11 protein-coding genes are annotated in these 11,999 nt (G+C 52.2%); 3 read left to right on the top strand and 8 right to left on the bottom strand.

Annotation, left to right across the window (positions count from 1 at the left end):
• Both KJS57_RS26735 and ilvB read right to left on the bottom strand, forming a co-directional pair.
• A partial coding sequence (locus tag KJS57_RS26735) for an HTH domain-containing protein (RefSeq protein WP_306434205.1) occupies window positions 1-114 on the bottom strand: 114 nt, incomplete at its 3' end.
• A gap of 112 nt (window positions 115-226) precedes the next feature.
• The gene (ilvB, locus tag KJS57_RS21710; protein ID WP_213656329.1) at window positions 227-1,930 is read right to left on the bottom strand and encodes a biosynthetic-type acetolactate synthase large subunit; all 1,704 of its coding nucleotides are present in this window, start codon (window positions 1,928-1,930) and stop codon (window positions 227-229) included.
• A gap of 130 nt (window positions 1,931-2,060) precedes the next feature.
• Here ilvB and KJS57_RS21705 point away from each other — a divergent pair, with 130 nt between their 5' ends.
• Complete coding sequence (locus tag KJS57_RS21705) at window positions 2,061-3,161, top strand: TIGR04053 family radical SAM/SPASM domain-containing protein (protein WP_213656328.1); 1,101 nt, start codon at window positions 2,061-2,063, stop codon at window positions 3,159-3,161.
• A gap of 442 nt (window positions 3,162-3,603) precedes the next feature.
• On the opposite strand, the gene KJS57_RS21700 is transcribed toward KJS57_RS21705, so the two are convergent.
• From KJS57_RS21700 to KJS57_RS21690, 3 genes are read right to left on the bottom strand one after another with little or no spacing between them, the layout of a single operon-like run.
• On the bottom strand, window positions 3,604-3,858 hold the full coding sequence (locus KJS57_RS21700; protein WP_213656327.1) for a DUF2249 domain-containing protein: 255 nt from the start codon (window positions 3,856-3,858) through the stop codon (window positions 3,604-3,606).
• Complete coding sequence (locus KJS57_RS21695; protein WP_211025372.1) at window positions 3,855-4,217, bottom strand: hypothetical protein; 363 nt, start codon at window positions 4,215-4,217, stop codon at window positions 3,855-3,857. The genes KJS57_RS21700 and KJS57_RS21695 overlap by 4 nt, the downstream gene beginning before the upstream one ends.
• Window positions 4,218-4,238: 21 nt before the next feature.
• A complete protein-coding gene (locus KJS57_RS21690; RefSeq protein WP_211025374.1) occupies window positions 4,239-4,475 on the bottom strand; it encodes a DUF2249 domain-containing protein in 237 nt (78 codons plus the stop codon).
• Between the two features lie 976 nt (window positions 4,476-5,451).
• Between KJS57_RS21690 and KJS57_RS21685 the strand changes: the two genes are divergently transcribed.
• Window positions 5,452-6,789 (top strand): DRTGG domain-containing protein, encoded by a 1,338-nt coding sequence (locus KJS57_RS21685; RefSeq protein ID WP_211020989.1) that lies wholly within the window; start codon window positions 5,452-5,454, stop codon window positions 6,787-6,789.
• 10 nt (window positions 6,790-6,799) lie between these two features.
• On the opposite strand, the gene KJS57_RS21680 is transcribed toward KJS57_RS21685, so the two are convergent.
• From KJS57_RS21680 to KJS57_RS21670, 3 genes are all read right to left on the bottom strand, one after another.
• Window positions 6,800-7,099, bottom strand: coding sequence for a YtpI family protein (locus KJS57_RS21680; protein ID WP_211020990.1), 300 nt, complete (start codon window positions 7,097-7,099; stop codon window positions 6,800-6,802).
• Between the two features lie 97 nt (window positions 7,100-7,196).
• The gene (locus KJS57_RS21675; RefSeq protein ID WP_211020991.1) at window positions 7,197-7,703 is read right to left on the bottom strand and encodes a sporulation membrane protein YtrI; all 507 of its coding nucleotides are present in this window, start codon (window positions 7,701-7,703) and stop codon (window positions 7,197-7,199) included.
• Entirely contained in the window at window positions 7,700-8,029 is a 330-nt protein-coding gene (locus KJS57_RS21670; RefSeq protein WP_211020992.1) for a YtrH family sporulation protein, read from the bottom strand. Before KJS57_RS21670 ends, KJS57_RS21675 begins: the two co-directional genes overlap by 4 nt.
• A gap of 127 nt (window positions 8,030-8,156) precedes the next feature.
• Here KJS57_RS21670 and KJS57_RS21665 point away from each other — a divergent pair, with 127 nt between their 5' ends.
• The gene (locus tag KJS57_RS21665) at window positions 8,157-11,825 is read left to right on the top strand and encodes a DNA polymerase III subunit alpha (protein WP_213656326.1); all 3,669 of its coding nucleotides are present in this window, start codon (window positions 8,157-8,159) and stop codon (window positions 11,823-11,825) included.
• Window positions 11,826-11,999: the final 174 nt, after the last annotated feature.

Genomic DNA, 11,999 nt, shown 5'->3' with positions numbered 1-11,999 from the left:
GAAAAGCTGCTTAAATTCATCTGAATAAGTTATGGCCTTCGCACTTACATTCACCACGTACTTGTTTTGTGATAGGACCTCACGGTCCTCTTCGGTAAATCTCTTCTTGCTCATGCAATCCCCCCCCGATGCTTATTCCAGTATACAAAAAGGTACCCACAGCCTGAACACCTTTTTTCAAAGTGTCCAAACTATGGGTACCAGTTTACTTTAAGACAGCCTTTTTTTAATTTCGTTCATCCATGATCATCTTGTCATTGCTCTCTCCCGGAGGCACCATAGGAAATACATTTTGCTCTTCTTTGACGTTGAATTCCATCAACACCGGTCCCGGGATCTCCAGGCTTTGGCGGATGATGGATTCCGCCTCGTCCAAGGTTTGAGCCCGAAGTCCTGTCACTCCGTAGGCTGACGCAAAGGCTACGTAATCGGGCGACGAGATCTGGACGGAGGAGTAGCGGCGCTTATAAAACATTTGCTGCCATTGCCGTACCATTCCCAGATACCCGTTATTCAGCAAGGCAATTTTGATCGGGAGCTGATAATCTACCGCCGTCATCAATTCCTGCAGGTTCATCTGGAAGCTTCCATCTCCAGTAACACAGATGACCGGACTGCCGTCGCCTGCAATCGCCGCCCCGATCGCGGCGGGAAGTCCGAAGCCCATCGTACCGAGTCCGCCTGAGGTCAGGAAAGAACGGGTATGCTTGAATTTATAATGATGTGCCGTCCAAATCTGGTGCTGGCCTACATCGGTGGCCACGACCGCGTTTCCTTCCGTAAACTTGTGGAGCAGCTGGATAACCTCCTGCGGACACAACGTACCGGCCTCTGCGGTAAAATGAGGGACCTTCTTCTGCCAGCGGGTCGTTTCCTTGGCCCATGCTTCTGCCGCAGTAAGCCGGCCGGTCAGCGGGTTTAATTTCATCAGCAGGTCCCGGATATTGCCGTGTACGGCAACATCGACAGGGATATTTTTGCCGAGCTCCGCGTCATCGATGTCAACGTGAACCTTCCAGGACTCCGGCGAAAAGGATTTGATCTTGCCGGAGAGCCGGTCATTAAATCTTGCACCCAGCGACAGCAGGACATCCGCTTGATGAACGGCCCGGTTAGCCGCATAAGTGCCGTGCATTCCCAGCATCCCGAGATAAAGGGGATGATCGGACGGGAACGCGCCGATCCCCATCAAGGTGCTGACGACCGGAATTCCGGCGTTCACCGCCAAGTCTAGGAGGGCATCCGATGAGCCCGAAGAGACAACGCCGCCGCCGGCAAGAATGACGGGCCGCTCAGCGGAACCAAGCCGGTTTGCGATCTGTGCGACGGTTTCTTCGGGAATTTCCGGCGCAGGCTCATACCCGCGGATCGAGATTTTTTCCAGCGTTCCCAATGCCGTTTTGGCGTTCATGATATTTTTCGGTAAATCGATCAGCACCGGGCCGGGTCTGCCTGTAGATGCGATATGAAAGGCCTCCTTAATAATTCGGGGCAACTGCTTCACGTCCATGACTACGTAATTATGCTTGGTTACGTCCATGGTCATGCCGAATATATTTACCTCCTGGAAGCTGTCGCGTCCGATCAGGTCCGTGGAAACCTGGCCGGTCAGGACCACCAGCGGAACGGAATCCATGAATGCGTTAGCGATGCCCGTGACCGCGTTCGTAGCTCCGGGTCCGGAAGTCACCAGCGCCACACCGGGCCGGCCGGTTACCCGGGCGTAGCCGTCCGCCGCATGAACGGCAGCTTGCTCATGCCTCGTCAAAATATGACGGATATCGGAGCAATCGTAAAGGGCATCGTAAATCGGGATGACCGCGCCGCCGGGATAACCGAATATCGTGTCAACCTGTTCTCCCATCAGGCATTCAATGAGCAGCTCCGCACCGGTTATCGTTTTTTGCTGCCGAATAAGATCGTTAGCCATATGGTTCTCCCCCAGTTTTTTTTCTGACAATTCTATCTTAAATGTGAAGGACTCAAAGTGACTCCAGTCATAAGGGGGCAATAAAAATCCGGATATGATAGGTGAATACAATTGCCGGGAGATGAATGTAATGCAACCTAATTTCACTCAGGAACGGGATTATAACCACAATCCGTTCATCGTCATATGGGAAGTAACGCGTGCCTGCGCATTGAAATGTCTGCATTGCCGGGCTGAGGCGCAATATCATCCCGATCCGCGTCAGCTTACGCTGGAAGAAGGCCGAAAGCTGATCGACGATATCGCGGAAATGGATCGGCCGCTGTTTGTATTCACCGGTGGCGATCCGCTGATGCGCCCGGATCTCTTCGAGCTGGCCAAGTACGCGATCCATGAGAAAGGTCTGCCTGTTTCCATGACGCCAAGCGCAACGCCGAGAGTAACCTTTTCGGCTGTGGAAAAAGCCAAAGAAGTCGGCTTATCCCGCTGGGCGTTCAGTCTGGACGGTTCTACGGCGGAGATTCACGATCATTTTCGCGGAACTCCGGGTTCCTACCAAATGACGATGCGGGGAATAGATTACCTGCATGAGCTTGATATACCGATTCAGATCAATACAACCGTATCGCGTTATAACCTGGATGATCTGCCGCGAATTGCGGAGAAAGTCAAGGGAATGGGGGCCGTTCTATGGAGCGTCTTCTTTCTCGTGCCGACAGGGAGAGGCATGGTTGGCGACATGATCTCGCCGGAGGAGCATGAGAAGGTCATGGAATGGCTGGCTCGCTTGCAGAAGGAAATGCCGTACGGCGTGAAGGCGACGGAGGCTCCTCATTATCGCCGGGTCTTTATGCAGCAAAAGAAGAGGGAGGCCCAGGAGGGGCGGCAGGCCGAAGCTGTAAAGCGGGCCGATGTACTGGGCCGCTCACCGAAGGGTGTGAATGATGGAGACGGCTTTGTTTTCATCAGCCATACGGGCGACGTATATCCTAGCGGTTTTCTGCCGGTAAGCTGCGGAAATGTCAGAGAGTCCTCTTTACCTGAAATATATCGGAATTCTCCGATCCTAAGGGAGCTGCGTGACAAATCCCTCCTGAAAGGCAAATGCGGAGTCTGCGAGTTCAAGCAGCTGTGCGGCGGTTCAAGAGCGAGAGCCTATGCCGTGACCGGAGATTATCTGGAGAGCGATCCTTACTGCGCGTATGTGCCTAAGGCATATACAAATGGATGAAGTGTGTATGGAGCGTGGATAATGCGTTGGTGAATCGTGCGAGAGGCGTGGGTGATGTGTGTATGGAGCATGAATGTAACCTATGCTGTTGTATGAAGCGTATTAGCGAACCTCAGAAATGCTATTTGGCGAAAAAGCGTCATCAAAAGTTTCTAACGAACTGAGTTGGCCTTATACCCGTCAAATTCGTTTGATTCCCCTGATTTTTCACTAAATAAGCACGGTACGATTCCTTAGCCTAAATTTTGAGCGTTTATTCGGTAAATAAGGAACGTGGAGTTCTTTAGAGCTGGGACTGGGGGCCGGGGCAGGAACCTGAGGAGAGCAAGAGGAAGTAAGAGGAGAGCAAAAGGAAAGCTAACGTAACCGATAACAAAAAGCAAACGACCGCACACCGGATTTCTTCGGAGGCGGTCGTTTTTGTATGAAAGAAAGAATTGATTTAGTTGGTTTGCGGAACGAAGGTAACGATCCAGTGATCGCTGCTGACCTGCTCACAAGTGCTGGTGTATCCTTTTCCCTCAAGGAGGGGGATCAGCGGAGCCGGCTTCATGATCGCATGCAGTACAAAAGTTTCGCCGGGCTGCAGGTTTTTAAACGTATCCATGATGATGCTGAACGGTTCCTCGCCCGCTCGAAGCTGCGGACGTACATCCAACTCTACGATTCCGGTGCCGGGGTTGTTTTCCGAGCTCATCCTTCATTCACCTCCAGTTCCGTTTGCTCCATTGTCAGAACGCTGGACAGGCGGGCCATGCCGCTAAGTCCCTTCATACCGCCGTAAAGCGTGTAAAAGAAAGAGTCGGGCGCATCCAAGGAAAATGACAGGTACTGCTTCGGGTCGATCCCCAGCATTTTCTCAAACAGCATCGCCGTATCGTAGGCGTAAAAGCAAAAATAAGTATATTGGAATTCAGGCATTTTTTCGGCGATCATCAGAATCTCAGCAGCGTATTGTTCCAGATTGCTCTCCGCTTCCGCTATCATGCTAAGTGCATCTTCAAGATCCACCGCTATTTTGATGGTTTTCTCATCAATGACCGTTATGGTTGCCATGAACAGCGCCCCCCCGGATTATTAGTTTTTGCCGATTTTAACTTGAAATGTCTCAGGGCCTTGTTCAAGATATTCCCAAGAAAATTGTCCGGGATGCATCGCTTCGAATTGAAAACGCAAAGGTACCGGATCGTGGTCGTTCACCAGCAGCATCGCTTCACCAGACTCAAGGCTGTTGTAGGCGGCAAAGATCGTTTTATGCTTTAATTGCGGCGGATATTCCGTAGCATTGACCGTAACTTTAATATTTTCACTCATGATTAGTCCTCCTGATATTAAAAATTTTATGTTTCGCGTTCATTATATCAACGCACCTGACATGGATTGTGATACAAGTCACAAATTAGTCGCACCCATAAAAATGCTCTAAACAGCTTTGATTTTCCGTCAAGGTTAGTGTGACGAGTCTCACAAATAACCAACGCAATTCCTCTGCATAGAACAGATGACATCGATAATGACCATTTACCTCTCGTAATCAGCTGCAATTTCTACAGTTAATTTTCATCAAACGTCGATCAAAATGAAATTAGCTGGATTTTCTACATCTAATTTTGCGTTTTTACCTTCTTAGTCGCAAAAAGGGGTAAATTAAATGTAGTTTTTACAGTTATTTCGTAGCAAGAGCAACTTTGTCCTGAAATACCTGTAGTTTTTACAGCTATTTTAAATCGCAATGGAGAATTCGCAGGGGGAGACTCGCAAAAGTGATATCTGAAGAGAAAATTAGCCAGAGAAAATCCTCAAGCGAAGGTCCTCAAGTGAAAATCTTTAAGCTAGCTCTTTTAGCGAAGTCAGACAAGATTAACTGCAATTACTACAGTTAATTTTCATCAAACGCCGATCAAAATGAATTTAGCTGGAATTCCTACATCTAATTTTGAGTTTTTACCCTTCAAGTCGCAAAAAGGGGTGAATTAAAGGTAGGTTTTACAGTTATTTCGTAGTAAGAGCAACTTTGTCCTGAAATACCTGTAGGTTTTACAGCTATTTTAAAATCGCAATGGAGAATTCGCAGGAGGAGACTCGCAAAAGGGATATCTTCAAGAGAAGATTTTCAAAACGCAATAAGAGATTTGCGACTCCCCTTGCCTCTCCCTCAGCAAGCTGCCATCACCCATACAAAACGGTGCTGCTTCGGGAGTTTTCGCTCACGGAATGTCCGTTTTTATTTAATTCCAAAACGTGTATAATGAATACAGAATAGTACAGATTTAGATGGGGGGTATAACAGTTGCAGGGACATGAGGAGAGCGTCACAAAACACGAGCAGCTGCTGCAACACATCGAGAGTCTCAAGATCGGAACGAAAATATCGGTGCGCAAATTGGCCAAAAGCTTAGGTGTCAGCGAAGGGACGGCGTATCGTGCCGTCAAGGAAGCGGAGAATCTGGGAATCGTCATCACCAAGGAGCGGATCGGTACGGTTCGCGTGGAAAAGAAGCCGCGGAACATTTCGGATCAGCTGACGTTCGGCGATGTGGTAGAGATCGTGGAAGGGCATGTGCTCGGCGGAGCGGACGGGCTTGACAAGACGCTGCACAAATATGTCATCGGCGCGATGAAGATCGAGGCCATGGCCCGGTACATTGACGCAGGCAGTCTCCTTCTCGTCGGCAACCGGGAGAACGCTCATTCTCTAGCTCTGGAACAGGGGGCGGGCGTGCTGATCACCGGCGGTTTCGGGACAAGCCGTGACGTCAAAACGCTAGCGGACCGGTTATCCCTTCCGATTATTTCCTCCCGTCATGATACGTTTACGGTAGCCTCGATGATCAACCGGGCGATTTTCGACCGTCTCATCAAGAAAAAAATCATGCTGGTGGAAGATATCGTGGTGAGCAAGCCGAAGGTAAATATGCTTAAGGTGAACAGTAATATTTCCGATTTCGATCAGCTCTCGATCGAGACCGGGTATCAGCACTTTCCGGTCGTTGACGAGTGGAATCGCGTCATCGGCATCGTCAGCCGCAAGGATGTCGAGGAATTGAGCGGAGATCAAAGCATTGAGAAATGTCTGATCCGTCATCCGATCACGGTCGGACTGCAGACTTCACTCGCTTCGGCGGCACAAATAATGGTATGGGAAGGAATCGACTTCTTGCCGGTGGTGGACCGCAACCGAAAACTGATCTCGTCGGTGACCCGCCGGGAAGTGCTGCAGGCGATGCGGGACGCCCGGAACCAGCCGCAGTTGGGGGAAACGTTCGAGCATTTGATGTGGAACGGGTTTGCGGAGGAACGGGATGAAAGCGGAAGGTTGTTCTTCCATGGGGTTATTACACCGCAGATGGCAACCGATATCGGGACAATCTCTCATGGGGTTCTGACATCGTTAATGACCCAAGCGGGATTAAGCGCGGCGAAAGATGCCAGCGGCGGCGGGGATTATGTCGTCGATAATCTGACGACTTACTTTGTGCGTCCGGTTCAAATCGAGAATTCGATCGTCATCAATCCGGTATTGTTGGAGATGAGCCGCAGAGCCTGCAAACTGGAGATCGTCATGACGTATCAGGACCATTTGGTGTCCAAAGCCGTCATGACGCTGCAATCGATCGACCATTCCTAACCAGCCGGTCCTACTCGGGGCTTTGGCGGGAAATGATACCTAGGTTACGGATTCCGGCGAATATATTAAACGCGCCGATCACCATAAACAAGGCCCCAACCACAACGCGTACCGTCGAGCCGCTGAACATGAACATCTGGATCAATGCCAGCACGATGAGCATGAAGCCCATACTGATGTTCATTTTGGCTTGCGACAGTCCGCGGGTCCGAGGATCCAAAGAGCGGCGGGACTTTAAGCTGAAGACAATCGAACAGACGCTGGAGACGATCAATGCGGCGTACAAGACGTACAATAAACCTTCGATCATGGGAAGAGTCACTGCTCCTTTTTAAAAATAATAGTTAAAGAAAATTCAACCTAAGGTCACAGCTTGTCTGTGATCTTTTTCATTGTAGCATGAAAACTCAGCTCCGCACATAGGGCCGGATATCGACCCACACTTGCAGTACGCCCTCGCTTACCAGCATTGTTTTTACTTGAATCGCGTATTCCTTGTCACGGACGGCATAGATCTTCCTGTTTAATAGAGTTCGCGCCATTTTGGCGTCGGAGTCGATTTCAAAAATACTCCGTCCGCGCAGCACCTCCAGCTCCTCATGCAGCTGCTGCACGACCTCCTTGACCGCCAGCGTGTCCAGAGGGGGATCCCTCTCTTCCACGCGTACCTGAATCTCCTTGATGACGGTGGAGCGCTTGTGGTATTTTTTCAGCGTTTTATTGTCTTCTTCCGCCTGATAGAGCTGGATTTGCAGATCCTTATTCTCAACCCAGAGCTTGTTGTAGCTTGTCTGGAAGACGATATTGAAGGTGATGCTGCCTGCGACCATACCGAGCAGGAATACGGCGGTCAATTGCAAAAACCGTTTGAAGCCTTTTAGTGTCGGAGGCGTCGGCAGATTCCGTTCATTCATCCCCGGTTTCCTCCACACATCCATCTAACCAGTTCGGCCCCCATATGAGCGCCCATGAAGGCGAACAAGAGATACAGGATTTGCTTGATAGCTGGAGACAGGTTTCCGTCGAAAAAGTTGCTTTCGATGACCCTCATAGGATCAATGGTTCCGCCTACCGCGGCGGCGAGGGCCCAGATTTTGATCCGCCCCGCGATATCAAGCATGGTATGGGTCGGCGGCTGCATGGATACGATCGCACCGAGTCCGCCCACCATCGCTCCCCCGACGACGATGCCGAAGGCCACGAAAAAGTCCATGACAGCTTTGGTCAAAAATGTGCTCATAACCGGTGAACTCCCCTTTCCAGGACTGCGCTTGTCCTCTCCATACCATTCTATGGGCGCAATTCCGCAATGTATGATAAAATATTTAAAAAGGGAACAAATGTTTTGATTGAAAGGAAGGTTACGGATGGAAAGCTTCGTTCATTTACATGTACATAGTGAATACAGTCTCCTTGACGGCGCAGCCCGGCTGGAGGAGCTGGTCGCCAAAGCGGCCGGGTTTGGCATGAAATCGCTGGCACTGACCGATCACGGTGTGATGTACGGGGCCATTCCTTTTTATAAATTATGCAAGGCGCACGGCATCAAGCCCATCATAGGCTGTGAGATGTACTTTACCGCGGCGTCGCGGAAGGAAAGGGGAAGCCGGAAGGATCAGCCTATCCATCATTTGATCCTGCTTGCCAAGAATGAAACCGGCTATCAGAATCTGATGCGCCTCTGCTCGATCGGTCATCTGGAGGGATTCCATTACAAGCCTCGGATCGACTGGGAGGTACTCGAGCGCCATAAAGAAGGGCTGGTCTGCCTCAGTGCCTGTCTTGGCGGAGAAGTGCCGCAGCACCTGCTGAACGGCCGTATGGAAGAGGCGAAGCGCGCTGCGCTCCGGTACAGGGAGGCGTTCGGGGAAGATTTTTATCTGGAGCTTCAAGACCATGGAATGGCCGAGCAGAAAAAGGTGAATACGCTGCTGGTCGATTTGGCCAAGGAAACCGGAATTTCCCTCGTGGCTACGAATGATGTGCATTATCTCGGAGAGAGCGATGCCGAGGTCCAGGATGTGCTCATCTGCATCGGGACGGGCAAATCGGTGGATGACGAAGACCGATTCAAAATCGGAACGAACCAGCTATATTTGAAAAGCGGGGAGCAAATGGCGGCGCTGTTTCCGCATCTTCCGGAAGCGATCGCGAACACAGCGGAAATTGCCGATAAATGTCGGCTGGAGCTGGAATTCGGCCGTCATATTTTGCCGGCATTCCGTCCTATTCCCGATGGGATGACTCCCGAGAGCTATCTGGCATCGCTTTGTGAACAGGGGCTGGCCGAGCGTTACGGGCATCTGGAGGAATGGCAGGAAGAGGCCGAAAAGACCAAACTGAAGGAACGCCTTGATTATGAACTTAAAGTTATCGCGAGCATGGGCTTTTCCGATTATTTCCTCATCGTTTGGGATTTCATCGCCTATGCGCATCGTCATGATATAGCCACCGGGCCCGGGCGGGGATCCTCCGCAGGCAGCCTTGTCGCGTATGTATTGCATATTACGAATGTAGACCCGATGAAATACAAGCTTTTGTTTGAACGGTTTCTCAACCCGGAGCGGATCACAATGCCGGATATCGATATCGATTTCAGCGACGAGCGGCGGGACGAAGTCATCGCCTATGTGGCGGACAAATACGGACCGGAGCATGTCGCTCAGATCATTACCTTCGGTACGATGGCCGCGCGGGCGGCTGTCCGCGATGTGGGCCGGGCCTTGAACGTACCTTTCGGCGAGGTGGATAAGGTCGCCAAGCTGATTCCCGGGAATATGGGGATGACGATTGAGCGGGCCATCAAGGAAAGCCCCGATTTGAAGCAGCTTTACGATTCGCAGAACCGGGTTAAAGGATTGCTGGATATGGCACGTAAGGTGGAAGGGATGCCGCGTCACGCCTCCACGCATGCCGCCGGGGTGGTTATCTCGCGTGATCCGCTTACGGACGCCGTGCCGCTTCAGACGGGCAGCGAAGGTACGGCCTTAACCCAGTATTCCATGGAAAATCTGGAGGCGGTCGGGCTGCTGAAAATGGATTTTCTGGGTCTTCGCACCCTCTCCATTATTGAGCGCTGCATGCGTTGGATCGGGGAACAGACCGGACAAACGCCCGATTTTCGACTCATTGCCGACGATGATCCGCTGACTTATGAAATGCTCGGGCACGGCGAGACGACAGGGGTGTTCCAGTTAGAGTCCGCCGGCTGCCGCCGGGTTCTCCGCGATCTCAAGCCGTCGGTATTCGAGGACGTTATTTCGGTCGTGGCGCTGTACCGTCCGGGACCTATGGATTTTATCCCGAAATTTATTTCGGCCAAGCACGGGCAGACGACCGTGGACTATCCTCATCAGGATCTGGAGCCGATTCTAAAGGATACTTATGGCATCATCGTTTATCAGGAACAGATCATGCAAATTGCATCGCGTATGGCTGGCTTCTCCCTCGGGGAAGCGGATTTGCTTCGGAGAGCCGTTTCGAAAAAGAAACGCGAAGTGCTGGATGAGCAAAGAGAGCACTTCGTAGCCGGCAGCATCAAGCAGGGATACCGCGAGGAGGATGCTAACGCGGTATACGATATGATCGTACGCTTCGCTAACTATGGCTTCCCGCGCGCCCATGCTGCCGCGTATGGGGTGCTGGCCTTTCAAACGGCTTATTTGAAGGCCCATTATCCGGTGCATTTCATGGCATCGATGCTGACGGCCGTCATGGGCAGTCATCGCAAGGTGGCTGAATACATCGTTGAATGCCGTCGTATGGGCATTACCGTGCTTCCGCCCGATGTCAATGAGAGCCGCGTGCTGTTTACACCGCAAGCTGAGGCGGGCATCGGCTTTGGTACGGCATCTCTGGAGGTTCAATCTTCTTCTGACTTGGAAGGAACGGCTGCACCTTCACTCGGCGTGATCCGATTCGGGTTGGCCGCGATCAAGAATGTCGGGACCCAGGCGATGGAAAGCATTTTGCAGGAACGCGAGGAGCGTCCTTTCGACAGTTTGCTCGATTTTTGCCGCCGTGTCGATTTGCGCGTGTGTAACAAGCGCGTGATCGAATCTCTTATCCAGGCCGGAGCGTTTGACGGATTGCCCGGCCACCGGGCGCAACTGCTGGCGATGCTGGACGAGACGGTCGAAGCGGCTATGAAATGGCGTAAAGAGCGGGAGGACCTGCAGATTCAGCTGTTTGATTTCGTGGAGACGCCGAATTGGGATATCGAATATCCCGACATTCCTAAGTTTTCCGGTACCCAGCAATTGGAGCTGGAAAGGGAATTGCTCGGACTTTATTTGTCGGGCCACCCGCTGGACGATTACGATGAGCTATTGGAACAGGAAGGCACCGACCGGCTGATGGATTTGGCCGAAGCTCCGGACGACAGTAAAGCTATCGTTGCGGGTATGGTCGTTTCGGTGAAGGCGATTACGACCAAGCAAGGAAAAGCGATGGCCTTCATGGAGCTCGAGGATCAGATCGAGCGCTGCGAGGTCGTGCTGTTCCCGGAAGTGTGGCGGCGTTGCTCGCCGCACGTCGGCAAGGGCGCTCTGCTAGCGTTGCGCGCCACCGTCCAGCAGCAGGACGAAGGCTTCAAGCTGCTGGCCGACGAGGTGGCGCCGCTCAGCGCGCAGAGCCTTGCGCAGCTGAAGCGCGGCCTGGCTGCGCGCTCGGGCCGCGCAGCGGCCGGGACGCCGCCGGGCGCCGCCGCCAAAGGCGCCCGCAGCGCCGGCGCAGCTGCGCCTAGCGCGGCGCCAACGCCAGCGCCGCCTGCACCCGCGGCGGGCGGCCGCGAGCGCAAGACGCCTGCGGAGCAGCGCGTCTTCGTCAAGATCACGGCGGCGGCGGAGAACGCCCGCCTGCTGGAGCAGCTCAAGTCGCTGCTCGAGCTGCACCACGGTCCGGTAGGTACCGTGCTGTTTTACGAGAGCACCGGCAAGCTGCTCGCCTTGAATGAACGGTACAGCATCAAGCCGTCGCCGGAGCTGTTCCGGCAAATGGAACAGCTGCTCGGACCGGATACGGTAAAAGTGAAGTAAGCGGCGGCGGCCGGGATCCTTAAATCCGGCAAGAAAGATTGAAGCTTTTAATTAGAAGGAATCCTCTCCATACGGACAAATAGTTAAAATGTCCACCTAAAAGTGGACATAAGGGTCATCCTGACGATCTTTGGAGTAAATCACTATCTAGTTAGTGATAAGACTCACAGTTAC

Source organism: Paenibacillus vini, from assembly GCF_018403325.1.
GTDB classification, from domain to species: domain Bacteria; phylum Bacillota; class Bacilli; order Paenibacillales; family Paenibacillaceae; genus Fontibacillus; species Fontibacillus vini.
Note: the sequence above shows the minus strand (reverse complement) of the source record. Positions and strands in the feature narration are given on the sequence as shown.

What these genes read in the sequence shown, in the direction of transcription:
- KJS57_RS21690 (WP_211025374.1), bottom strand. Translation starts at nt 4,475, where the DNA reads ATGAGTGAAAATATTAAAGTTACGGTCAATGCTACGGAATATCCGCCG.
- KJS57_RS21705 (WP_213656328.1), top strand. Translation starts at nt 2,061, where the DNA reads ATGCAACCTAATTTCACTCAGGAACGGGATTATAACCACAATCCGTTC.
- KJS57_RS21680 (WP_211020990.1), bottom strand. Translation starts at nt 7,099, where the DNA reads ATGATCGAAGGTTTATTGTACGTCTTGTACGCCGCATTGATCGTCTCC.
- KJS57_RS21665 (WP_213656326.1), top strand. Translation starts at nt 8,157, where the DNA reads ATGGAAAGCTTCGTTCATTTACATGTACATAGTGAATACAGTCTCCTT.
- KJS57_RS21695 (WP_211025372.1), bottom strand. Translation starts at nt 4,217, where the DNA reads ATGGCAACCATAACGGTCATTGATGAGAAAACCATCAAAATAGCGGTG.
- ilvB (WP_213656329.1), bottom strand. Translation starts at nt 1,930, where the DNA reads ATGGCTAACGATCTTATTCGGCAGCAAAAAACGATAACCGGTGCGGAG.
- KJS57_RS21670 (WP_211020992.1), bottom strand. Translation starts at nt 8,029, where the DNA reads ATGAGCACATTTTTGACCAAAGCTGTCATGGACTTTTTCGTGGCCTTC.
- KJS57_RS21700 (WP_213656327.1), bottom strand. Translation starts at nt 3,858, where the DNA reads ATGAGCTCGGAAAACAACCCCGGCACCGGAATCGTAGAGTTGGATGTA.
- KJS57_RS21675 (WP_211020991.1), bottom strand. Translation starts at nt 7,703, where the DNA reads ATGAATGAACGGAATCTGCCGACGCCTCCGACACTAAAAGGCTTCAAA.